At 58.3% G+C, this 21363-nt stretch carries 24 protein-coding genes; 10 read left to right on the forward strand and 14 right to left on the reverse strand.

Annotated features, from left to right (window positions below; all coding sequences use genetic code 11):
- Nucleotides 1-66: 66 nt before the first annotated feature.
- From ACR0I7_RS01750 to secG, 8 genes are all read right to left on the reverse strand, one after another.
- The gene (locus tag ACR0I7_RS01750) at nucleotides 67-816 is read right to left on the reverse strand and encodes a transporter substrate-binding domain-containing protein (protein WP_480507814.1); all 750 of its coding nucleotides are present in this window, start codon (nucleotides 814-816) and stop codon (nucleotides 67-69) included.
- A 32-nt stretch (nucleotides 817-848) separates the two neighbouring features.
- Complete coding sequence (locus ACR0I7_RS01755; protein ID WP_480507816.1) at nucleotides 849-1625, reverse strand: ABC transporter ATP-binding protein; 777 nt, start codon at nucleotides 1623-1625, stop codon at nucleotides 849-851.
- 128 nt (nucleotides 1626-1753) lie between these two features.
- The gene (locus ACR0I7_RS01760) at nucleotides 1754-2506 is read right to left on the reverse strand and encodes a phosphate/phosphite/phosphonate ABC transporter substrate-binding protein (RefSeq protein WP_480507818.1); all 753 of its coding nucleotides are present in this window, start codon (nucleotides 2504-2506) and stop codon (nucleotides 1754-1756) included.
- Nucleotides 2503-2940, reverse strand: a complete 438-nt coding sequence (locus ACR0I7_RS01765; protein ID WP_480507820.1) for a tellurite resistance TerB family protein — start codon at nucleotides 2938-2940, stop codon at nucleotides 2503-2505. The genes ACR0I7_RS01760 and ACR0I7_RS01765 overlap by 4 nt, the downstream gene beginning before the upstream one ends.
- A gap of 21 nt (nucleotides 2941-2961) precedes the next feature.
- Nucleotides 2962-3411 (reverse strand): tellurite resistance TerB family protein, encoded by a 450-nt coding sequence (locus tag ACR0I7_RS01770; protein ID WP_480507822.1) that lies wholly within the window; start codon nucleotides 3409-3411, stop codon nucleotides 2962-2964.
- A gap of 96 nt (nucleotides 3412-3507) precedes the next feature.
- Nucleotides 3508-4284 (reverse strand): isocitrate lyase/PEP mutase family protein, encoded by a 777-nt coding sequence (locus ACR0I7_RS01775; protein WP_480507824.1) that lies wholly within the window; start codon nucleotides 4282-4284, stop codon nucleotides 3508-3510.
- Nucleotides 4285-4385: 101 nt separating this feature from the next.
- The gene (locus tag ACR0I7_RS01780) at nucleotides 4386-6029 is read right to left on the reverse strand and encodes a CTP synthase (protein ID WP_480507826.1); all 1644 of its coding nucleotides are present in this window, start codon (nucleotides 6027-6029) and stop codon (nucleotides 4386-4388) included.
- Nucleotides 6030-6189: 160 nt separating this feature from the next.
- Nucleotides 6190-6555 carry a preprotein translocase subunit SecG gene (gene secG, locus ACR0I7_RS01785; RefSeq protein WP_480507828.1) on the reverse strand — a complete coding sequence of 122 codons (366 nt, stop codon included), beginning with the start codon at nucleotides 6553-6555 and terminating at the stop codon, nucleotides 6190-6192.
- 151 nt (nucleotides 6556-6706) lie between these two features.
- Here secG and nthA point away from each other — a divergent pair, with 151 nt between their 5' ends.
- The 6 genes from nthA (at nucleotide 6707) to ACR0I7_RS01815 (ending at nucleotide 10801) form a co-directional block, all read left to right on the forward strand.
- Entirely contained in the window at nucleotides 6707-7321 is a 615-nt protein-coding gene (gene nthA / locus ACR0I7_RS01790) for a nitrile hydratase subunit alpha (RefSeq protein ID WP_480507830.1), read from the forward strand.
- On the forward strand, nucleotides 7318-7995 hold the full coding sequence (nthB, locus tag ACR0I7_RS01795) for a nitrile hydratase subunit beta (protein WP_480507832.1): 678 nt from the start codon (nucleotides 7318-7320) through the stop codon (nucleotides 7993-7995). The genes nthA and nthB overlap by 4 nt, the downstream gene beginning before the upstream one ends.
- Nucleotides 7992-8327, forward strand: coding sequence for a nitrile hydratase accessory protein (locus tag ACR0I7_RS01800; protein WP_480507834.1), 336 nt, complete (start codon nucleotides 7992-7994; stop codon nucleotides 8325-8327). Before nthB ends, ACR0I7_RS01800 begins: the two co-directional genes overlap by 4 nt.
- A gap of 135 nt (nucleotides 8328-8462) precedes the next feature.
- Complete coding sequence (locus tag ACR0I7_RS01805; RefSeq protein ID WP_480507835.1) at nucleotides 8463-9758, forward strand: adenylosuccinate synthase; 1296 nt, start codon at nucleotides 8463-8465, stop codon at nucleotides 9756-9758.
- Complete coding sequence (locus ACR0I7_RS01810) at nucleotides 9758-10000, forward strand: DUF2842 domain-containing protein (RefSeq protein ID WP_480507837.1); 243 nt, start codon at nucleotides 9758-9760, stop codon at nucleotides 9998-10000. The genes ACR0I7_RS01805 and ACR0I7_RS01810 overlap by 1 nt, the downstream gene beginning before the upstream one ends.
- A gap of 87 nt (nucleotides 10001-10087) precedes the next feature.
- Nucleotides 10088-10801, forward strand: a complete 714-nt coding sequence (locus ACR0I7_RS01815; RefSeq protein ID WP_480507839.1) for a porin family protein — start codon at nucleotides 10088-10090, stop codon at nucleotides 10799-10801.
- Nucleotides 10802-10865: 64 nt separating this feature from the next.
- Here ACR0I7_RS01815 and ACR0I7_RS01820 read toward each other — a convergent pair whose 3' ends face one another.
- Complete coding sequence (locus ACR0I7_RS01820; protein WP_480507841.1) at nucleotides 10866-12488, reverse strand: hypothetical protein; 1623 nt, start codon at nucleotides 12486-12488, stop codon at nucleotides 10866-10868.
- Nucleotides 12489-12610: 122 nt separating this feature from the next.
- On the opposite strand from ACR0I7_RS01820, the gene ACR0I7_RS01825 reads away from it, so the two are divergent.
- On the forward strand, nucleotides 12611-13318 hold the full coding sequence (locus ACR0I7_RS01825; RefSeq protein ID WP_480507843.1) for a thiamine diphosphokinase: 708 nt from the start codon (nucleotides 12611-12613) through the stop codon (nucleotides 13316-13318).
- On the opposite strand, the gene ACR0I7_RS01830 is transcribed toward ACR0I7_RS01825, so the two are convergent.
- From ACR0I7_RS01830 to ACR0I7_RS01840, 3 genes are all read right to left on the reverse strand, one after another.
- A complete protein-coding gene (locus ACR0I7_RS01830) occupies nucleotides 13263-14177 on the reverse strand; it encodes a DMT family transporter (RefSeq protein WP_480507845.1) in 915 nt (304 codons plus the stop codon). The two genes, ACR0I7_RS01825 and ACR0I7_RS01830, sit on opposite strands and share 56 nt — an antisense overlap.
- A 170-nt stretch (nucleotides 14178-14347) precedes the next feature.
- A complete protein-coding gene (locus ACR0I7_RS01835; RefSeq protein WP_480507847.1) occupies nucleotides 14348-15106 on the reverse strand; it encodes an isocitrate lyase/PEP mutase family protein in 759 nt (252 codons plus the stop codon).
- On the reverse strand, nucleotides 15093-16178 hold the full coding sequence (locus tag ACR0I7_RS01840) for a bifunctional transcriptional activator/DNA repair enzyme AdaA (protein ID WP_480507849.1): 1086 nt from the start codon (nucleotides 16176-16178) through the stop codon (nucleotides 15093-15095). Before ACR0I7_RS01840 ends, ACR0I7_RS01835 begins: the two co-directional genes overlap by 14 nt.
- Nucleotides 16179-16375: 197 nt before the next feature.
- Between ACR0I7_RS01840 and ACR0I7_RS01845 the strand changes: the two genes are divergently transcribed.
- A complete protein-coding gene (locus ACR0I7_RS01845) occupies nucleotides 16376-17188 on the forward strand; it encodes a DUF2189 domain-containing protein (protein WP_480507851.1) in 813 nt (270 codons plus the stop codon).
- A gap of 14 nt (nucleotides 17189-17202) precedes the next feature.
- On the opposite strand, the gene ACR0I7_RS01850 is transcribed toward ACR0I7_RS01845, so the two are convergent.
- Nucleotides 17203-18576, reverse strand: a complete 1374-nt coding sequence (locus tag ACR0I7_RS01850; RefSeq protein WP_480507853.1) for an L-serine ammonia-lyase — start codon at nucleotides 18574-18576, stop codon at nucleotides 17203-17205.
- Nucleotides 18576-19274 (reverse strand): glutathione S-transferase family protein, encoded by a 699-nt coding sequence (locus ACR0I7_RS01855; protein ID WP_480507855.1) that lies wholly within the window; start codon nucleotides 19272-19274, stop codon nucleotides 18576-18578. Before ACR0I7_RS01855 ends, ACR0I7_RS01850 begins: the two co-directional genes overlap by 1 nt.
- A 789-nt stretch (nucleotides 19275-20063) precedes the next feature.
- Between ACR0I7_RS01855 and ACR0I7_RS01860 the strand changes: the two genes are divergently transcribed.
- Nucleotides 20064-20282, forward strand: a complete 219-nt coding sequence (locus tag ACR0I7_RS01860) for a hypothetical protein (protein ID WP_480507856.1) — start codon at nucleotides 20064-20066, stop codon at nucleotides 20280-20282.
- Between the two features lie 67 nt (nucleotides 20283-20349).
- Nucleotides 20350-21036 (forward strand): hypothetical protein, encoded by a 687-nt coding sequence (locus tag ACR0I7_RS01865; RefSeq protein ID WP_480507858.1) that lies wholly within the window; start codon nucleotides 20350-20352, stop codon nucleotides 21034-21036.
- Nucleotides 21037-21363: the final 327 nt, after the last annotated feature.

A 21363-nucleotide genomic window follows, 5' to 3' on the forward strand; every position in this document is an offset into this window, starting at 1 on the left:
GTCGTGCCCGGCGACAAGGCTGGGCGTGTCCGGCGCGGTGACGCGCCGGACCGTTGGACGGAGGGCTTAGTTGGTTACAACAGAACCGTCTGTGTTGTAGGTGGTGGTGTCCTCACCGAACCATTTGACCAGCATCTCGTTGAGTGTGCCGTCAGCCTTCATCGACGTAATGGCTGCGTCAAACTTGCCGCGCAGTTCAGCGTCGCTTTCGCGCAGACCCATGCCTACACCGCCACCCAGTGGAACCGGATCGCCAACAAAGACCAGCTCGCCACCGGATTCTTCGACCAGCGGCGCCAGATAGTCGCGGTCGGCCAGAACGGCGTCAGCTTCACCGTTGCGAACGGCTGCAATGGTTTCTTCGGGCGTTGCGAATTCAACCAGCGTGGCGCCGGTCTCGGCGACGTGGCCAGCTTGGATTGTTGCGGTTTGCGCAGCAACGACACCGCCGGTTACATCAGCCGCGTCCGAAGTTGCGACATAGGCCGATGCGGTGGGCGGATAGTAGTTCTGGGTGAAATCGATAACTTCGTCACGTTCGTCGGTGATCGACATACCCGCGATGATGGTGTCGTAGTTGCCCGAAACCAGGTTCGGAATGATCGAATCCCAATCGTTCTTGACCCATTCGCATTCCAGACCAGCACGTTTGCAAAGCTCGTCGCCAACCTCACGCTCAAAGCCGTCGATCTCGCCGGCATCGTTGATGAAGTTATAGGGAGGGTAGGCGCCCTCGGTGCCCATGCGCACGGTGTCAGCCATGGCGATACCGGCTGTCAGTGCCAGTGCTGCAGTGGTCAGAATCAGGTTTTTCATGAGTTACTCCCCTTATTGGTTCTATTCTGAGGTTAAGCCGCCTTGGTGGCGGAGAGAAATCCCTGAAGCCGTTCGGATTCAGGGGATGCAAAGATATCTTCGGCGGTGCCTTCTTCCTCGATCAGGCCCTGATGGAGAAAGACCACATGGCTGGAAATGTCGGCGGCCATCTTCATGTCGTGGGTCACGATGATCATGGTGCGGCCTTCGGCGGCCAGATCCTTGATCACTTTGATCACTTCCTGTTCCAGTTCGGGATCAAGCGCCGATGTGGGCTCGTCAAACAAGAGCGCCTCGGGCTCCATGCAAAGGGCGCGGGCGATGGCCGCGCGCTGTTGCTGGCCACCCGACAGCTGCGCCGGATAGACATCGCATTTGTCGCCGATGCCCACCTTTTCCAGATATTTGTGGGCGCTGTCCTCGACCTCGGCCTTGTCGCGGCCCAGAACGGTGACGGGTGCCTCCATCACGTTTTGCAGGATGGTCATATGGGCCCACAGATTGAACTGCTGGAACACCATCGACAGGTTGGTGCGGATGCGTAGCACCTGTTTTGGGTCGGCCGGGCGGCGATGGTGGTGGCTGCCATTCCAGCGCACCGGTTCGCCCTTGAACATAATCTCGCCTTCCTGGCTGTCTTCCAGCAGGTTGCAGCAGCGTAAAAGCGTAGATTTGCCCGAGCCGGAAGACCCGATCAATGAAACGACGTCACCTCTGCACGCTGTAATGTCCACCCCCTTCAGTACTTCGAGGTTCCCAAAGCTTTTATGAAGGTTTTTGATCTCGATGACGGGAGCGGCTTCTGTCACAGGCAGTCCAGTTGTTGTTGGTGGTGTTGGTGCGGTACTAGGGCTGAAAAAAACGACCAATGCAATGCGCAAATGACAAGTTCAAGCCTAGAAAGTGACGAATCGGCCAAAGGTATTGATCAAAATGGTCAGGATGTGGATTGAATTGCCTGCGGTGTGTGCGGATTGCCAATAGCCAGATACTGTGCGGCCGGAATGTCGATCAACCTGCGGATGTGCAGTGCTTTGCGGTTCGCCGGTGAGAGGTCTGCAATAGCGGCCTGCACGGCCTGCGCGATAAACGCGGCATCTTGATCTTGGGCGGTGATATAAGGCAGCGCCGGGGTGGGGTCTGTGACCGCAATCTGCCGCAATTTGAGCCCGATATCCGTATGCTCGGTCAGCAGCGCCCATGTCAGCGCATCCAACGCTGCAAAATCGGCGCGTCCGTCGGCCACTGCGTCTGCCGATTGCGCGTGGCCGCCGGTTTCAAGCAGGCGGCCTGGGGTCAGGCCGTTGCGGGCCATATGCGTCACGGGGGCCGCCCAACCCGATTGAGACAGCGCCTCGTTATAGGCAAAGACGCCTTGCGTGAGCTGGTCCAGATCACGGTCGTCTTGGGTACGGATAACAAAGACAGAGCGGTAGTGTCCGGCGGGGCAACCGGGCAAGCCGTAATCCGGCGTGCCGACCAACTGCACTTTGCCGTGCAGCCGGGTGCGATAGGGCATGCCGCAGGTCTGCGCAAAGATCAGCGACGGGTCTTGCCAAATCTCCCAGAAATCCCGGTTGCGGGTCAGATGCGTGGGACCAAGGCCCAGATGGCCCCGAATCAAAGTCCAGAACCGATCATTGGCGGGCTGCAGCGCGGGCATGTCATACATGCCCAGCATGGCAATCACGATTTGGCAGCCTTCTGCCGCGCGCGCGCGGAATCGACGTCGCTGACGCCGAGCAGGCTGACGGCAAGACGGATCAGCGAATCCTCATTGGCCGAGCGTTCTCCATCGGCCAGGGCAACGGACCACAACGCCTCGACCACGCCAAGGCGGTGCTCATACGGTACGGCCTCTTTGATGGCACGGGTAAAGCGGACGGTGTCGGGGGCCTCGGCCTCAAGGTCTTCGGCCTTGGCGCGCAGGCCGGCGGCTTCGAACGGGGACAGACCATAGCGTTGGGCTGAGATACGGTCGATCCGGGCCATTTCGGTATCGGCATAGTCATTGTCGGACCGGGCGATGCGGACCAGCAGCGCGGTCAGGGCCAGGCGGGCATCATCTTCGGCAAGCGGATCGGGCTGCGGCTGCGTGAGCCGGGACAGGAAATCACTGAACATGAACAAAGATATAGACGCTGCTTAGCTGGCTTCCAAGCGGCTTTGCACCCGGTCGCGCGCATCCTTGTTGTCTTTGATGCTGAGACCCATGGAGGCGCAGGCCTCTTCGACGATCTTGATCTCACCCTCATCCGAGTTGCCATCGGCCAGCACGACCTCCCACAGCGCATCCAGCGCTGCCATGCGTTCCTGCAGGTCGGTGGTCTCGCGGATCAGCTTGCCGAATGTATCGGTTTCGGGCGCCGCGGCATGCAGCTTTTCACAGGTTGCGCGGACCTTGGCGGCCTCGATCGCGTTGTGCTGATATAGCCGCGCGAGGATGCGGTCGATCAGGCTGATCTCTTCGATCTTATAATCACGATCGGCCTGCGCCACGCGCACCAGAAGGGCCCCCAACGCCAGTTCGGCGTCAGGATCGGGTAGGGTTGTCTGCTTTGGCGGGCGAAACGCCTGAAAGAATTTCTTCAGCATGAGCTTAGGTTAGTCCATATTTTGTGGCCAGCCAAGCGGTGACTACCCGTCATAGCCTCAATGATCACAAGTTTGCCGTTTGATGCATCTGTCGGACTAGGTCGGCTGGTCAAAAACCGCGCTGGCCTGCGCCGTCAGCCATTTGACCATCTGCCGATAGGGCACCGGGCCATAGCTGACGCGGGCCACACCCAGTCCGGCCAGCGTGGGCGTATCGGGTGTGCCGGGCAGGGCGATGATGTTCACCGGCAGGTTGGTGGCGTCACACAGGCGGGCAATCATGTCCTCGTCCTTCAGGCCGGGGGCGAAGAACCCGCTGGCCCCGGCATCGGCATAGGCTTTGGCCCGCGCGATGGCATCATCCAGCATGGAAGCGTCATGGGTGTCGGGCGCGGCCTTGAGGAAGATATCGGTGCGAGCATTGATAAAGGCCGGGATGCCTGCGGTGTCGCACCCTTCGCGCATGGCCGCGACGCGAGCGGCCTGGGTCTCGATGTCATAAAGCTCTTTGCTGCCAACGATTTGATCTTCGAAGTTGAAGCCGATAACGCCGGTTTCCAAAGCCAGCTGCACATTGGCGGCGACGCCGACCGTATCTTCGGCATAGGCCCCTTCGAAATCCAGCGTTACGGGCAGGTCAACGGCGGCGACGATGCGGCGGGCATTGTCCAGCGCGGCCTGCATCGGGAAAGCCTGACCATCTGCAAACCCTTGCGCCATGGCAACCGGCGCGCTGCCTGTGGCGATGGCTTTGGCGCCCGCATCGCGAATGGCCGCTGCACTGCCTGCGTCCCAAATGTTGTACAGGATCACCGGATCGCCCTTTTTGTGCAGGGCTGCAAACTGTTCCGCCTGTGTCACTTGGTTGGTCATGCCGGTCTCCTGTCGCTGCTATGGCGGCAGTTAATCCCGCAAAACGTCGGCGCGTAAAGATGTTTCGCGCCGACAGGTACAATCCCGCTGTCGCCCCCGGATCAGACCAGACGCGAGGTGTCTTTGGCGGCGCGCACAAAGTCGCGGAACAGGGGGTGCGGATCAAACGGTTTGGATTTGAGTTCGGGGTGGTACTGAACCCCAATGAACCACGGGTGGTCCGACCATTCGACAATCTCGGGCAGGCGGCCATCGGGCGACATGCCCGAGAAGTTCAGGCCGGCTTTTTCCAACTGCTCGCGATACTTGATGTCGACTTCATAGCGGTGACGATGGCGTTCCTCGATCGCGGTGCCGCCATAGACCTCGGCCACTTTCGAGCCATCGGCGAGAACCGCATCATAGGCGCCTAGACGCATGGTGCCGCCTTTGTCGTCACCGACTTTACGCTCGACCTTGTGGTTGCCCTGCACCCATTCTTTCAGGTGATAGACCACCGGCTCGAAACGCTTTTTCCCGGCCTCGTGGTCGAATTCCTCCGAGCCAGCCTCGGTAATGCCTGCCGCATTCCGCGCCGCTTCGATCACGGCCATCTGCATGCCCAAACAGATGCCCAAATAGGGGACCTTGTGTTCGCGCGCATATTGCGCGGCCTTGATCTTGCCTTCGGTGCCACGCTCACCAAACCCGCCGGGGACGAGGATGGCGTGGTAGCCTTCGAGATGCGGGGCGGCGTCTTCAGTGTCGAAAACCTCGGCATCGACCCATTCGACCTTGACCCGCACCCGGTTGGCCATGCCGCCATGGGTCAGAGCTTCGGCGATGGATTTGTAAGCATCTTCCAGCTGGGTGTATTTGCCGACAATGGCGACTTTGACCTCGCCCTCGGCGTTGTGGATGCGGTCGCTGACATCTTCCCATTTGGCCAGATCGGGTTTCGGCGCGGGGCTGATCTGGAACGCGTCCAGAACCGCCTGATCCAAACCCTCGCGGTGATAGGCCAGCGGAGCGTCGTAGATGGTGGAAAGGTCCTGCGCCGCGATCACGCTGTCGGGGCGGACGTTACAGAACAGGGCCAGCTTTTCGCGTTCTTTCGTGGGGATCGGGCCTTCGGAGCGGCAGACCAGAATGTCGGGGGCCAGGCCGATCGAGCGCAGCTCTTTCACCGAGTGTTGGGTCGGCTTGGTCTTCAGCTCACCCGAGGCCTTGATATAAGGCAGCAGGGTGAGGTGCATAAAGATACATTGACCGCGCGGCTTGTCCTGGCTGAACTGACGGATGGCCTCAAAGAAGGGTAGGCCCTCGATGTCGCCCACGGTGCCGCCGATCTCACACAGCATGAAATCAACCTCATCCTCGCCGATGGCGATGAAATCCTTGATCTCGTTGGTGACGTGCGGGATCACCTGAATGGTTTTGCCGAGGTAGTCGCCACGACGCTCTTTCTCCAACACATTGGAATAGATCCGACCTGAGCTGACCGAGTCGGTCTTGCGCGCGGCCACACCAGTGAAACGTTCATAGTGGCCAAGGTCCAGATCGGTTTCGGCGCCATCATCGGTGACGAAGACTTCACCGTGTTCAAACGGTGACATGGTGCCGGGATCGACGTTCAGATAGGGGTCCAGCTTGCGCAGACGCACCGAATATCCGCGCGCTTGCAACAGCGCGCCCAAGGCGGCTGAGGCCAGTCCTTTGCCCAAGGACGAAACCACACCACCAGTGATGAAAATAAAACGCGCCATGTTGTTCGGCTGCTCCCGTGAGACGTCATAATCAGCTGCCCGGCGGTTCGTAAAAAACCGCTGCATCACGGGACTTCACATATAAAGGATTCGCGCGCGCAGCGCAAGAGAACCGCAAGATGCTGTTGCAGCTCTCTTTTAGATTTCTAAGTGTAGTGGCTTAGTCGGCCTGAGGGATCAGCGGTGCATTGTCGCCCTGCGTGGGGGGCAACAGGTCATCTGCTGACGGAACCGCCGGTGTGCCTTGCTCGGTCGCGGCCGGGGCGGGAACGCCCAGTCGATCAAGAACCGAACTGCCCGACGATTTCTGCGCCGCCAGAATGGTCAGGGTGATCGAGGTCACGATAAAGCAGGCGGCCAGGATCCATGTCAGCTTGCCCAGCGCGGTTGCTGCTGCGCGTCCGGTCATGGCGCCACCGCCGCCGCCACCCATGCCGAGGCCACCACCTTCGGAGCGCTGCATCAGAACAACGACAATCAGGCCCAGAGCCAGAAGAAGGTGGATAATGAGAACGACGTTTTCCATGGTGGTCCTGTACAGCGTGGCGTGTATCGCGTGGTATCTATGCAAGTTTGATGCCGGGGGCAAGTCACGAGTTGGCATCACACACATTGATGTTTCACATCACGGTAAAGGGGCTGGACAGGAGGGTCGCGCCTCGCGCAGGCTGCGGCCTATGCCACATGACGACCACGACCACCCGCACGCCCTTTTACCGCCTGATCCTGCGCTTCGTGTCAAAGCGCTGGAGACGATTCTGACCCGTAAGGGGCTGATCGATCCGGCGGCGCTGGATGAGATTATCGACACTTATCAGAACAAGATTGGTCCGCAGAATGGCGCCCGCGTCGTCGCCAAGGCGTGGAGCGATCCTGATTTCAAGGCCGCGCTGCTTGAAGATGCCACCCCGGTTGTGGCTGATCTGGGCTATTACGGGCGTCAGGGCGAACATATGGTCGTGGTCGAGAACACGCCAGAGCAGCACAATATGGTCGTTTGCACCTTATGCAGCTGCTATCCGTGGCCTCTGCTCGGCATCCCGCCGGGCTGGTACAAATCCGACGCCTACCGCGCCCGTGCAGTGCGCGAGCCGCGCAAGGTGCTGGCCGAGTTTGATGTCACGTTGCCGCAAGGGACATCGGTCCGGGTTTGGGATTCGACGGCTGAGGTTCGGTATCTGGTGCTGCCGATGCGCCCAGAAGGAACCGAAGGCCTCAGCGAAGAAGAACTGGCGGCCTTGGTCACGCGCGACAGCATGATCGGAACCGGATTGCCCAAGGTGCCGTCATGACCCGTGTGCATGATATGGGCGGGCGGTTCGGCGATGGGCCGATCAACCCCGAACCCGAGGACGCTCCGATTTTTGCCGAAGACTGGCATGGGCGCGCGCTGGCCGTGACGCTGGCGGCCGGGTTTCTGGGTCAGTGGAACATTGATGTCTCGCGCCACGCCCGCGAGCGTCTGTCGCCGAAGGATTACACGCGGTTTTCCTATTATGAGAAATGGCTCGCCGGTTTGGCCGATCTACTGGTCGATCGCGGTGTGCTGACGCGCGATGATTTGCGCGACATGGGCGAGGGGGGGCTGCATCCGCTGGCCGAGCGGATGCTGAAGGCCGAGGCCGTCTCGGGCGCGCTGGCCAAGGGTGGCCCGGCTGATCGTTCGTCGAACATCGCCGCGCGGTTCACGGTCGGCCAGGAGGTGATCACCGCCCGTGCCACGGCCAACCGTTTGGTCGACGGAGGCCACACCCGCCTGCCGATCTATGCCGCTGGGGCCAGAGGCCGCATCCTGCGCTTGCATGGAACGCATGTCCTGCCTGATTCCAACGCGCATGATCTGGGGGAAGCGCCCGAGCCGATCTATGCCGTGGCTTTTCCGGCCTCTGAACTGTGGGCCAATCCTGAACATCCCGGTGACGAGGTGGTGCTGGACCTCTGGCAAAGCTATCTGACACCGGCATGAGCGATTGCATCACACATACAGCCCCTGAACCGGTCTTTGCAGAACCCTGGCACGCGCAGGTCTTTGCCGTGACCGTTGCGCTGAACGAAGCAGGCCGGTTTGACTGGCCCGATTGGGCAGCGCGCTTCTCAGACACGTTGAAACGCAACGGGTTGGATCGCGAGCTGGACGGGGGTGACGATTATTTCCACGCCTGGCTGGAAACGCTTGAGGCGCTGTTGGCCGAACAGGGCGCGGCGCTGCCGGATGACGTGCAAACCCTGCATCAGGCCTGGGAAGAGGCCTATCTGACCACACCGCACGGTAAGCCGGTGCATTTGCGGCAAGTCTAGTGGCGCGGGCCTTGCCGTCGTCTCGGGCATCGCAAGACTGCCCGATTTGCATCTGCGGCGAAATATCGGTTTCCCTGTCGTTTGTGCCCCGCTATATGAGCCGAGTTTGATTACTCAGCACGAAAAGGACCGGATATGGCCAACGTGGTTGTTGTCGGCGCCCAATGGGGTGACGAAGGAAAAGGCAAGATCGTCGACTGGCTCAGCGAGCGGGCAGACGTGATCGCGCGTTTTCAGGGCGGGCATAATGCCGGTCACACTCTGGTCATTGATGGCGAGGTTTACAAATTGCACGCCCTGCCATCGGGTGTTGTGCGCGGCGGCAAGCTGAGCGTCATCGGCAACGGGGTTGTTCTGGACCCCTGGCATCTGATCAAAGAGATCGGCACGATCCGGGCGCAAGGCGTCGACATCTCGCCCGAGACCCTGATGATTGCCGAAAACACACCCCTGATCCTGCCCATTCATGGTGAGCTGGACCGGGCGCGCGAAGAAGCCGCCAGCAAGGGCACCAAGATCGGCACCACCGGTCGCGGGATCGGCCCGGCCTATGAAGATAAGGTCGGGCGTCGTTCTGTTCGTGTGGCCGATCTGGCGGATCAAGCAACTCTGGAGGCACGTGTGGATCGCGCATTGCAGCATCACGATCCGCTACGCAAGGGCTTGGGAATCGAACCGGTTGATCGCGATGCGCTGATCAGCCAGTTGAAAGAGATCGCGCAGGAGATCCTGCCCTTCGCAGCACCGGTCTGGAAGGTGCTGAATGAAAAGCGCAAGGCGGGCAAGCGCATCCTGTTCGAGGGCGCGCAAGGCGCATTGCTGGATATCGATTTCGGCACCTATCCGTTTGTGACCTCGTCCAATGTCATTGCGGGGCAGGCGGCGACTGGTGTTGGCATCGGGCCCGGGTCGATCGATTTTGTGCTGGGGATCGTCAAAGCCTATACCACGCGTGTGGGTGAAGGCCCGTTCCCTACCGAGCTGGAGGATGATGACGGCCAGCGGCTGGGCGAGCGCGGGCATGAGTTTGGCACCACCACGGGCCGCAAACGCCGCTGTGGCTGGTTTGATGCCTGCCTGGTACGCCAGACCTGTGCCACCAGTGGCGTGAATGGCATTTCACTGACCAAGCTGGATGTGCTGGACGGGTTCGAGACGCTGAAAATCTGCGTTGGCTACGAGCTGGACGGAGAGCGTCTGGACTACCTGCCAACGGCCGCCGACAGCCAGGCGCGTTGCAAACCGATCTATGAAGAGGTTCCCGGTTGGAGCGAATCCACCGAGGGCGCCCGCAGTTGGGCTGATCTACCGGCCAACGCCATCAAATATGTGCGCCGGGTCGAAGAGCTGATCGAATGTCCGGTTGCATTGCTGTCCACCAGCCCGGAGCGGGACGACACCATTCTGGTGACCGACCCGTTTGCCGACTGATGGCGGACCCGCAGAAACCCGGCCTGAGTTACAAGGCGCGTCGGCGGTGGGCGCTGGTGATCCTTGTAATTGGGCTGCCGCTTTACATCGTTGCTGTGGTGACGGTGGTGAACCTGCTAAACCGCCCGCCGATCTGGGTTGAGCTGCTGGTTTATGTGGTGCTGGGCATTTTGTGGGCGCTGCCTTTCAAGTTCATATTCCGCGGTGTTGGCAAAGAAGACCCGGATCAGGACCAACAATAGCCCGCCCAGTTGAAAGAAACCTGCCTGCGTGAGAGACTTATCGAAGTTAGTGAATTCGATGGGCTTTTATTTGCAGGCGGGTTTCTCATGAAAAAACGGGTTTTGGCAGCCATGGTCAGCCTTTTGGCAATGATGTCCGGCGGCGCGCAGGCCGATGATTGGGACTATGTGATCGCGCCTTATGTTTGGGGACCAAACTTCAGAACCTCGCTGGATATCGGGCCGAACCCGCCGGTGGATGGCAATACATCCATTTTTAATATCCTCAACAGCGCCTTTCTGATCGCAGGCGAGGCGCGCAACGGGCGCTGGGCCATCGGGGGCGAGTTCAACTATCTCAATCTTGGCGACAATGTATCCATAGGCCCCTTCAACGATGCCGCGAGTTGGGAACTGGACGGCACAATGACCACGCTTGGGGGCAGTTACGCCGTGTTCGAGGACAGCCAATCCCGGCTGGAAGCCCTTGCCGGGCTGCGGCATTGGGATCTTGATTTGTCGACCACAGTGCGTGGTTTTATGGCCAGCACCGATCAGAGCTGGACCGACCCGATCATCGGCGCGCGGTATTCACGTGTGCTGAACGAGCGCTGGCGCGTTGGCGCGATGGGCAATATCGGCGGGTTTGGCTATGGATCGAAATTCCAGTGGGAGGCTGTTATTCAGGCCAGTTGGCGCTGGACGGACACGGTCGATGTTGCGGGAGGGTATCGCCACCTGAGCGTGGATTTCCAAGAAGGCAGCAATGTAATCGATCTGATCCTGACAGGGCCTTATGTGGCGCTGGCCTTCAACTTCTGATGTGACGGACCAACGTAGAACGGCCGGGGATGACCCGGCCGTTTTGCGTGCGTTGTATGGTGGATCAGCCCGCTGCGCGTTCGTCGTTGGGGCGGAACCCGATCTGGTTCGAGGCCGAAAACCGACCACCGCCGGCTCTTTCGATCTTGCCATCACGCAGCAATTGGCCGAAGGACCGCAGGCTTTCTTCGCGATTGAACTCGTCTTGCTTGAGTGCGCGGATCTTGTTCATCAGCTGCGGGCGCGAGAACTGCTCCTGACCTTCGATAAAGGACAGATAGGCGGCGGCAGCCTCGAGCAGGTCAGGCAATGACTGGGCACCCTGTTCCTGCGCAAACATAGCAAAGCCACCTTCTTCTTCGGCGTCCTGGCCCTCAGACGTGTCGATGCGCCGGGGCGTGATCGGGCCGGTATTTGCTTCTTCGGTGTCGATACGCTGTTCCGCAACCAGTTTGAGTGGCGCTGCGCCATCGGTCTCGGGGCGGGCGCTGGTGGCCTGAACCTCTTCGGGGCGGCGCGGGCTGACCACGGATGCCAGATCGCCACGATAGTCCGCATCGGTTGCCGGGGCCGCGTCGGTGCCCGAACCGCGATCCGCCTCGGTAACGGCAATGGCCGCCCGCAGATGCGAATATGTCGTGCGCTTGTCGCTTGCTTCGGGGTCGTCCATCTGCGCCCCGGCCTTGTCCATAAGGCGGGACACATCCTGATCGATGTCCGAGCTTTCGGTGTCGTCCTGACCGGTCTGGGCCTCAAGATGCGCCTCGACCTCGGAAATTCCGTTCAACAGGGTTTCTTCGTCTTTGGCAGTCAAAAGGGCCGTATCGATTGGTGCCTGCGGTTCAGGCGCGGCGTGCGGCTGGGGGTCAATCTCGGGGATCTCATCCTCATCGCTGAGGATATTGACGATCTCGTCCTCTTCGTCATCGGCGTTGCCATCAAGGTCCGAGAACAGGGCGTCTGCAGTCGCATCCTCTTCATACTCAGAGTGGCCATCCTCGACCATCGCCGTGTCGTCCTGCGTAGTATCCAACTCGGATGACAGGGGGGCTGGCTCGGGGTTCGGCGGCAGAGGTGCCTCGGCGAGCGCGCTGGCTTGCGCTTCGCCTGTCTCAAGATCGTCGGGGTGGAGCGCGCCGGCCTCAAAGGCCGCCGAAATGGCATCCACCTTGGGTTTCGCCGCAGCCAGATAACCGCTGTCGTCTTCCTCGGAATAGGCGACAGGATTGTCTTCGGCATGCGAGACAACGGCCCGGATGCGTTGCAGTTTGGCCGCGATGCTGTCGGCCGCGGCAGGCTGAACTTGGTCGGGTTTGGAAGGCAAGACCTCGGGCTCCGTTTTTTGAGGGGGATTTATGGCGGCCAAATCAGGGGCCTCGGGGGCGGGGGGTTGGGGGGCGTCTTCGGTGTATGACACGGCGGTGGGGGCGTGCTCGGTGGCCCGCAGCAACAGGCCAGAATCGTTCTGACTGGCCTCAACGTGGCGAGGGGCGTCGCGCTGGGCGATGCGGGTCAGCATTTCGGCGTCGGGCTGCGGAGGTTCAGACCCAAAGTATCGGTCGTCTGCGGCAAGGTCGCGGAAGTATTCGGCAATCGCTTTCATCGTTTCAAATGAATCGTCGAAGCCTTCCAGTGTGCACGAGAAAGTCCCGTAGGAAACGGTCAACACCTTGTTATTCTGTACCATCAGACGCACGTCCTTTACAAACTACAAAGCCAACCAGCGCGACGCTGAGCGCAGTTGTCAGCTCGGAACCTTATAGATGAACCTACCAATTTGTGGTCTCAATGTGTCCAAAACCGGAAAAAATGGTCAATCTTGTAAAAAATAGCCCGATTGTTTGTTCAGACGGCCCAGTTGCGCTGGTCGGAGGGGGCGAAATCGGGGCTGACGACCTGAAACTGGCGCTAAATCGCGTCAAAACACTTGTTGCGGCGGATGGCGGCGCGGCGGCCGTGATCGATTCGGGGCGTATGCCAGACGCGGTTATCGGTGATTTCGATTCGCTTCCGTCGCAGTATCGAGCGCAGATTCCGGCAGAGCGTTTGTTTCCAATTCATGAACAAGATCATACGGATTTCGACAAAGCGTTGCGCAATATTGAGGCCCCGCTGGTGCTGGGTGTCGGATTTCTGGGAGGTCGCCTGGATCACCAACTTTCGGTTCTCAATGCGTTGGTCAGGCTTCAGGATCGATGCTGTATCTTGCTGGGGGAGCATGAGGTTGTCTTTCACGCGCCGCCGCGTATCGCGCTGACGATCATGGCTGGTGGGACGATCTCGTTGTTTCCATTTCGGCGGGTAAACGGGCGCAGTCAGGGGCTCGAATGGCCTATCGACGACCTGATTCTGGAACCAGGTGGGCGCGTGGGCACATCGAACCGGGCGATCGCGGACGTTCAGCTAGAGGTCGACGATCCGGGCCTGCTGGTGATGGTCCCGCGTGCCGCGCTGGATCAGGTCATGCAGGCGTTTCTGTCGGAACAGACCGCGCGCTGGCCCGCTCGCGCAGGATGACATAAAGCCCGGCGCCGATGGTGATCAGGATGCCCAATGCGGCAAGGCCGTCAGGCAGGTCAGAGAAAATGAGCCAGCCAAAGAACGTCGCAATCGGAATTTCCAGATATTGCATGGGGGCCAGTGTCGCTGAGGGCGCATAGCGCAGCGACCATGTCATGAACAGATGCGCCACCGTTCCCAGCACGCCGATCCCCAGCAGCAGCCAGTGGGTATTGCCTGTTGGTACAATGATCGACAGCACCCATACATCGGCGCTGTTTCCAATCAGCAGCACGGGCAGCAATAACAGCGTCGCAAAGACACCAGAGACGGCCTGCAACGCGATGGGGTCGGTTTCCTTGGCGATCTGGCGCGTGACCAGCATAAAGAGGGCAAAGACCACTGCCACGATTATCGGCAGCAGGGCAGGGGCACCCACTTCGGCAAAGCTGGGCTGAATGACCAGCAGGGTCCCGACAAAACCGACGATACAGGCGATGACGCGGCGCAGGCCGACCTCTTCGCCCAACACGTATTTGCCCAGCATCAGCATGATGAACGGCATTACAAAGGCAATCGCAACCGCATCGGCCAGTGGCAGATACTGCAACGCGCTGAACATGGCCGTGATCCCTATGATATGCAGCACAGTCCGCAGCACCGTCAGTCTCAGCACCCGCCCCCTCAGTCGCCAGTGGCGCTGTGTCAGCGCCACAAGCGGTACCAGAATCGCCGCCTGCACAGCAAAGCGGATCAGTACCAGCAGACCCAGCGGGGTTGTTTCACCCAGCAATTTCGCCATCGCGTCACCCAGTGGCGCGAGCAGGCAGAAACCAAGCATCAAGACGATGCCAAAGACGGGCCGATCCTGTGTCATGACCTGAAAGCTATCGTTGGAGGGGGGAAGTGGAAAGGTGATATTGTGATGCCGGTTTGAGTTCTGAGAACTCTGAAAACGCAAGTAGAAATGATTTCGGAGATCGAGATGGCCAACGATATCTCGTCAACTAACCAACAGCTAACAACCTGCAGTATGTGACGTCGACGCTATCTGATATCAGCGTAGGCAGATTTTAGAGCAGCGATAAGGTGCAAGTATGGAGCAGGGCCATAGCTCGCCCTGGATACGCCCAAGGAAGCAACCTGTTTTACCGACGTCAAACTACCCATCATCATGACATTCACAGGCAAGCTTGCCGTCTCTACAACGCGTGAGATCAGGTCAGATTGCGTAAGCCCCGGCACAAAGAAGCAATCAGCACCTGCCTCTGCATAAGCTGCTGCGCGCTCAAGCGCCTGAGCTAGACTGTCTTTGTGTGTTGCAGGGTCTGTTCCAAGAAACAAATCTGTACGGGCATTTAAGAACAGAGGGACACCTTCCTCAGATGCTACAGATTTGATTGCCTTGATGCGCTCTACCTGATCCGAAATTGAATGCAGCCCTTCGCCTCGTACGATTCTGTCCTCGAAATTCAGGCCAATTGCACCGGCCTGAATAACTTTGCGGACGTTTTCTCCGACTTCAACAGGATCAGTCGCATACCCGCCTTCGAAGTCAACGGTTACGGGTGTATCAACTGTTCTACAGATGCGCTCAACCATCTGAAGCATGAAGCCTAAAGGAATGGTCTCTCCGTCCTGATAACCATGTGCAGCGGCCATGGACCAGCTGCCCGTTGCCAAAGCGTGTGCGCCTTCCTTAACCAAAGCTTTGGCCCCTCCGGCATCCCAGATATTGTACAGGACAACCGGATCGCCCTTTCGATGAAGATCAGCGAAGCGAGATGCCCTTTCAATCTGAGACATGGTAGTTCCTTTCAGTTTTCTGGGGCAGATATTGCCGCTCGATTTCCAAGAGCTTTTGCTTGCGCCAAAGCCCGCCGCCATATCCGGTCAACGATCCATCTGCGCCCAGGACCCTATGACAGGGTATAACCAAGGCGATCTGGTTGGCCCCGTTTGCACGGGCGACCGCGCGGACTGCAGCGGGGCGCCCAATAGTTTTTGCAATATCCGAATAACTGCGCGTATGACCCGCCGGAATCTGTCTGAGCGCATCCCATGTGGCTCGGCTGAAGTCCGATCCGTGATACGCAAGCGGAGTATGAAAATCTGACGACGACCCGTCAAAGAACGCCGCAAGCTCGGCCCTGATCCGCTCTGTCGGTTCTGTCGATCCGATCCCCAATCGACCTTTGGCAAACGTATCAAGCCGCCCGAGTTCTTTGGGCAGTGCTTTGCGATCAAAAAACTCTAGAAGATGTAGGTGCGACTTGCTGCTGACGCAGATCATATCGCCCAGCGGGGTCGGTATCCAATCGGCCAGCAACACCGGGTCCCGCGAGAGGTTGCCCGGGGCTTTTCCTATCAGTTTGAGAAAGGCCGCTCGAAATGCGCTTGGAGAATCGAAACCTGCGTCGAGCTGCCCGTCGATCACCGCGCCGCCGTGGGCGAGTGTTTCAAAACCATCTCTCAACCGTCTCTGACGTGCCATTTCCAGAAAAGTCATACCGAACTGGCGTTTGAAGCTTCTCCGAACTGTGGAGAGGTCGAAGCCCATCTTTTCGATATCGCTTTCGCGCCAGCGATAGTCCGGACGCATGTCCAATGCGGCCAGCAAAGCTGCTATTGCGGGGTCTGACATTGCCATCGGTTGTAGTGGATGGCAGCGTTTGCAGGCGCGGTAGCCTGCTTCGATGCATTCCCCGACTGTTCCGAAAAACGTGCAATTCTCTTGCCTTGGTTTTCGGGCCGGGCAGGTCAATCGGCAAAATACACCGGTAGATGAGACGCAAACATAGGCTTGTCCGTCATACGACGTGTCACGGTTCAAAAGGGCCTGATACAGGGTGTCGTGGTCTGGAAGGTCAAATAACATGGCGAGACAGCTATCACACTCAGATTGGCGTGCCGCCGAAAATCAGGCGTGTATTTGATTTGCTGCGGGTGGCAATGCTTACCCTTGTTCTGATGTCCCACCTGATGCAATCTTGAAGGCAGGAAAGGCGCGTCAGTTCACCGCCGTGTCTGTGGAAACACAGGCCGGTTCGGTGCCACGCTTGGGAGGAGTGTGTTGTGACGTCCAATTCCGCAGAGCCCAAACCACCAGATAATCTAACACCGCAGACTCTGCCCGAGGTTAACCGTGTCACTTGGCAGGATATCACTGAGTCGCTGAAGGCCGGCTTTTCTGACTTTTTAGCACGCCCGCTTCTGAGTGGATTCTTTGGCCTGTTTTACGCGGTGTTCGGCATTCTGTTCGTATGGTGTTTGGTTTGGCTGGGTAAGATCTGGATGATCATTCCTGCTGCAGTGGGCTTTCCACTGGTTGCGCCGTTTGCAGCTGCCGGTCTGTACGAAATGTCTCGGTGCCTGCAGACGGGCGCGCCTTTTGGTTGGTCGGACATCCTTACCGTCATGGCCCATCAGCGCAAGCGCGAGATGGGGTGGATGGCTTTTGTCACGCTGTTCATCTTCTGGGTATGGATTTATCAGGTTCGGCTGTGGCTGGCGATCATTCTGAGGGATGCCTCTTTTTCCAACCTCGATGGGTTTTTGAACAGCGTCTTCTTCACGCCACAGGGGTGGGTTTTTCTTGCGGTGGGAACTTGCGTCGGGGCGTTCCTGTCGGCGGTTCTGTTCTCGGTGACGGTAATCGCCATGCCTATGTTGCTGGATCGGGAGACGAATTTTGTCTCGGCCATGCTGACGTCCATTCGCGTCGTGACTGAGAGCCCGGTGGTCATGCTGAGCTGGGCGGCGATCATTTCGGTTACCATGCTACTGTCGCTGGTTCCCGCGTTTCTGGGGTTGATCTTCACGCTGCCGATCCTTGGGCACACAACATGGCATCTGTATCAGCGGGCCGTTTCAGCGGCACAGGCGTGATCTGGCCGCGGCGCTCAGCAGTTTGGCACGTTCACGGCCAGACCACCCAGCGAGGTCTCCTTGTATTTCTCATGCATGTCCTCACCGGTCTGGCGCATCGTTTCGATCACCGCATCCAGCGGCACAAAGTGCTGACCGTCGCCACGCAGCGCCAGCGAGGCGGCTGAGACTGCCTTGATCGCGGCGAGCCCGTTGCGTTCGATGCAGGGCACCTGAACCAGCCCGGCAACCGGGTCGCAGGTCATGCCCAGATGGTGCTCGAGCGCGATCTCGGCGGCGTTTTCCACCTGTTCGGGTGTGCCGCCCATAACCGCGCAGAGGCCCGCAGCCGCCATGGCAGAGGCGCTGCCAACCTCGGCCTGACACCCCGCTTCGGCCCCCGAGATTGAGGCGTTGTATTTCACCAGCCCGCCGATGGCGGCGGCGGTTAGCAGGAAGTCTTCGATATGGCTCTCGGACGCGCCCGGCACGTGGTCGAGGTAATAGCGCAGGACCGCAGGCAGCGTGCCCGCAGCACCGTTGGTCGGGGCGGTGACGACCTGCCCGCCGGCGGCGTTTTCCTCGTTTACGGCCATCGCATAGACGCTCATCCAATCATTGATCGTGTGCGGTGCGTTCAGGTTCATGCCGCGTTCGGCCTGTAACGCGTCGTGGATGCCTTTGGCTCTGCGGCGCACTTTAAGGCCGCCGGGCAGAATGCCGTCGGTGGTCAGGCCGCGTTCGATGCAGCTGTTCATGACCTCCCACAAGCGCGCGGTGCCTTTGGCAAGGCTTTCGGCACAGCCGCGGGAGACTTCGTTGTCTCGCTTCATGGCAGCAATGCTCTTGCCGCTGGTTTTGGCCATCGCCAGCATTTCAGCAGCAGAATGGAACGGGAAAGGCACCGGCGGGCCGGCATTGGTGTCCTTACCTTCGGCCAGTTCTTCTTCAGTCAGGACAAAACCGCCGCCGACCGAATAGTAGACCTGCCGCAGGATGACGTCGCCTTGCGCGTCGGTGGCCATCAGGATCATGCCGTTGGCATGGCCGGGCAGGTTGTTGTCATAGTCAAAGATCAGATCGCTTTTGGGGTCGAATTTCAGGTCCGGCAGGCCCTCGGGCTGCACCGAATGGGTGGCGGCGATGTCGGCCAGCGCGGCCTCGGCCTTGTCGTTGTCATAGTTGTCGGGGACAAAACCGGCGAGGCCCAGAATCGTGGCTCGGTCTGTCGCATGGCCGACGCCGGTAAAGGCCAGCGACCCGTGCAACGAGCCGCGCAATCCCGCAAAGTCAAACGGCGAGGCGCGCATCAGGTCCAGAAACCGCGCCGCAGCAACCATTGGCCCCATCGTGTGCGAGGATGACGGGCCAATGCCGACCTTGAACATGTCAAAAACAGAGAGAAACATCAGGTGGGCGACCCTTCTGGCGGAGTGGCATGAGACGGAGCGGTGAAGGGCGTTGCCCCCAAACCCTCGGCGAGAATGGCGGCCCGCGTTGCGGCGCGGGGTTCCAGCTGTATCAGGATCTGTTGCAGGTAAGGGGTATCGGTCAACTGAAACCAACTGCGGTCCGCCCGGGCCGGGTAGATGGCCATCCAGCGCATCATGCAGGCCAGATAGTAGGTGATCACCGAAGGCTGATCAGCCCGCAGCCAGCCCGGCGCGGTCTTTGCCTCAGCATTCAGCAGTTGTAGGTGCTGACGCAGGCGCGGGCGAATGCCGGCGCGCAGGGTGTCTGCCAGATCGCTGGCGATGTATTTTTCGGCGTAGAACAGGATGCGCAAGTCGGCATGCAGCGTGTTTGACGCAAAAAACAACCATTTCAGAAAGGCTGCGCGATCCGCGCTTTCTGGGGATGGCGCCAGTTGATCATGCGTATCGGCCAACCACAGCAAAATCGCGGCTGTTTCAAAAACCGGCCCCTGCGGTGTTTCCAGAACCGGGATCAGCCCGCCGGGGTTCAACGCCCGATAGGCGGCCCCATCCTGCTGACGCTGGCGTCGGTCCACCAACATGGTCTTGTAGGGCAGGCCCATCTCTTCCAACACCAGCCGGATCACCAGCGAGGCGTTGTCGGGGGCATAATGGAGCAGGTACGGTTTCATGCCTGGACCCTATGACAGCGATTTATGCCTGAACGACAGAAATGCGACGTTTCCTATAGGAAATACGCATTTTTTTCCACATGTTTGACGGGGTGCGGCGATATCGCCGTCCCGCAAGGGCGTTCTACGTAAATAACGGGGAGGCAACTGGTGTTGAATGTCGGATAGTTCTGATCTGCCATCAAAGACTGACTTTTGGCCCCGACGAGTCTCTTTAATTTCGGTTGTAGAACGTCAGATTTTTCTGATTGAACAACACCCTGCAGCGCGCCCAAAGTGCCAAATGCTGTGCTATCGACGAATGTCTGCTTTGCAGATCAGATTGCAGAGCTCTCGAGCCAAAGCCTCGCCCACGGCCAACTTTCGTTCTACAGCGCAAGTTAGTGCTTCGCAGGCGAGGACTGAGGCTTCTTCAGGGCGATGTGGGGATGAGGGCTTTGGTGACATTTCGCGTATAGGCTATTTGTGACGCAGTCCAAGTGATGAGAATAGCTACTTAGGTTGCTGGACTAATATTTCTCGTTAAACGCAGCTTTGTGGGCTTCCACAAGTAGGATCAATTTGAGGCTAATGATGTCAATTCAGGCACAATTTCTGCTACAAAAGCGATCAAGAGACAGTGAGATGTGCAGATTAAAGATATGAAATTAAAAGATTATTTATTAAACGGTTGCAAAATAATTCGCCGTGACGATTGTGAAACACTAGATTTATGATTAGTCTAACATGGTGTTCAGCAGTTGCGCATTCACTGCAGCATGTGCAGAATCTGGTAAAGAGGTGCGTTCAATGATTAAACACGGCTCCATCACCCAAATTTTCTCGACCGGTATATTCATCATTTGGTGCGAGGAAGACGACACTGCTTATCGATACTCGATCAGTAAGCTTGATAGTGATGTCTTGCCAATAAAGCTCGAAATTGGTGAAGAGCTAAGCTTTAGGCTGATTGACGGCAAGGTGGCAGAGATTATGCATTATGAACACGAAGATGCAATGATCGCTTAACTTCTACTTACCTATATTAAAATTGAATGTTATTGTTTCCTGACTTTGGGTGTCAGGGCGACTTTTTATGTTTGACAGAAGGCAGTCGATTGTTACAAGTCGGCCAAAAGCTAAAGTAAATAGTGACAGCATTGGAAGAATTCTAAATGTATTGGAACCCGGAGACATCATTTTAGCATGGAATGATAACTCGGTTCTCGGGAAGGCAATCTCAAGATATCAGGGCAAGTATCCCAGCCCGTCAAATGAAATTGTTCATGTTGCTCTATATTCAGGTTTTGATGAAGTTACTCATGCTAGGTTTGATCCGTTAAAACCGAAGCAATCGGTCGTGCGGAAACAGGCTTTCTCCGAATACTTTCTTGATCGAGACATTAGTGCCGTCGTTCCAAGCGGACTTCCTATTGGCTGGCAAGCAGAGGTTCTACGACAGGTCGATGACCTGACCGGTCGCACTTACGATCCAAGAATCCCCGCTTGGGAGGTGCTTGCTTCTTCTGAGACAGCGAAAGGTTTTTTGGGATGGATGGGGGTTAACGCCGACCATCAATTGGAACAAGCGACCCGGGACGGTGTGATATGCAGTTCAGTTGTCGAAGAAATTTTCAACACAGCATATCCCGAAAGGTATGATTTATTTGATCTTGAGGGCCGCTGTTCTGTTGCGAAGGTAACCTTGCCCGCAAATTTCTTTCCAAACCCAAAGTTGTTAGACGTCACAATTGACTTTGCGAAGCGTTTGCCTGGCGCTTGAGGCATTGGGGATGCGCTGTCAGCATGCGGATGTTATGCTTAATGGCTACTATGGGCTGCACTAAAGCAATCTAGAAGCAAATCTGTTATCTTACTTGCTCCAATGGCGAAGCTTGTAGATGGCAAATTATTGAACGCAGTCCAGAAGGCCGCCATTGGCGTAACAGCAGTGGAAGCTCACTTTAACCGCTCAGCGGCTGGCGGACTAGAAATGCCGGGCGTTTGAGCGGGCGCGGGACGATGCGGCGCTTTGGACAGCGCAAACATATGCTACAGTCCACGATTGGGTCTCGCAGTTGCGCAGCGCTTTCCGTATAAGATCGGCAAA

The organism is Ruegeria sp. AM1, from assembly GCF_056540745.1.

Excerpts from the sequence above, each read along its gene's own strand:
- ACR0I7_RS01770 (WP_480507822.1), bottom strand. The coding sequence starts at position 3,411 with ATGCTGAAGAAATTCTTTCAGGCGTTTCGCCCGCCAAAGCAGACAACC.
- ACR0I7_RS01800 (WP_480507834.1), top strand. The coding sequence starts at position 7,992 with ATGAGCGATTGCATCACACATACAGCCCCTGAACCGGTCTTTGCAGAA.
- ACR0I7_RS01805 (WP_480507835.1), top strand. The coding sequence starts at position 8,463 with ATGGCCAACGTGGTTGTTGTCGGCGCCCAATGGGGTGACGAAGGAAAA.
- nthB (WP_480507832.1), top strand. The coding sequence starts at position 7,318 with ATGACCCGTGTGCATGATATGGGCGGGCGGTTCGGCGATGGGCCGATC.
- ACR0I7_RS01865 (WP_480507858.1), top strand. The coding sequence starts at position 20,350 with ATGTTTGACAGAAGGCAGTCGATTGTTACAAGTCGGCCAAAAGCTAAA.
- ACR0I7_RS01850 (WP_480507853.1), bottom strand. The coding sequence starts at position 18,576 with ATGTTTCTCTCTGTTTTTGACATGTTCAAGGTCGGCATTGGCCCGTCA.
- secG (WP_480507828.1), bottom strand. The coding sequence starts at position 6,555 with ATGGAAAACGTCGTTCTCATTATCCACCTTCTTCTGGCTCTGGGCCTG.
- ACR0I7_RS01765 (WP_480507820.1), bottom strand. The coding sequence starts at position 2,940 with ATGTTCAGTGATTTCCTGTCCCGGCTCACGCAGCCGCAGCCCGATCCG.
- ACR0I7_RS01780 (WP_480507826.1), bottom strand. The coding sequence starts at position 6,029 with ATGGCGCGTTTTATTTTCATCACTGGTGGTGTGGTTTCGTCCTTGGGC.
- nthA (WP_480507830.1), top strand. The coding sequence starts at position 6,707 with ATGCCACATGACGACCACGACCACCCGCACGCCCTTTTACCGCCTGAT.
- ACR0I7_RS01815 (WP_480507839.1), top strand. The coding sequence starts at position 10,088 with ATGAAAAAACGGGTTTTGGCAGCCATGGTCAGCCTTTTGGCAATGATG.
- ACR0I7_RS01820 (WP_480507841.1), bottom strand. The coding sequence starts at position 12,488 with ATGGTACAGAATAACAAGGTGTTGACCGTTTCCTACGGGACTTTCTCG.
- ACR0I7_RS01750 (WP_480507814.1), bottom strand. The coding sequence starts at position 816 with ATGAAAAACCTGATTCTGACCACTGCAGCACTGGCACTGACAGCCGGT.
- ACR0I7_RS01810 (WP_480507837.1), top strand. The coding sequence starts at position 9,758 with ATGGCGGACCCGCAGAAACCCGGCCTGAGTTACAAGGCGCGTCGGCGG.
- ACR0I7_RS01830 (WP_480507845.1), bottom strand. The coding sequence starts at position 14,177 with ATGACACAGGATCGGCCCGTCTTTGGCATCGTCTTGATGCTTGGTTTC.
- ACR0I7_RS01775 (WP_480507824.1), bottom strand. The coding sequence starts at position 4,284 with ATGACCAACCAAGTGACACAGGCGGAACAGTTTGCAGCCCTGCACAAA.
- ACR0I7_RS01825 (WP_480507843.1), top strand. The coding sequence starts at position 12,611 with ATGGTCAATCTTGTAAAAAATAGCCCGATTGTTTGTTCAGACGGCCCA.
- ACR0I7_RS01840 (WP_480507849.1), bottom strand. The coding sequence starts at position 16,178 with ATGTTATTTGACCTTCCAGACCACGACACCCTGTATCAGGCCCTTTTG.
- ACR0I7_RS01835 (WP_480507847.1), bottom strand. The coding sequence starts at position 15,106 with ATGTCTCAGATTGAAAGGGCATCTCGCTTCGCTGATCTTCATCGAAAG.
- ACR0I7_RS01860 (WP_480507856.1), top strand. The coding sequence starts at position 20,064 with ATGATTAAACACGGCTCCATCACCCAAATTTTCTCGACCGGTATATTC.
- ACR0I7_RS01855 (WP_480507855.1), bottom strand. The coding sequence starts at position 19,274 with ATGAAACCGTACCTGCTCCATTATGCCCCCGACAACGCCTCGCTGGTG.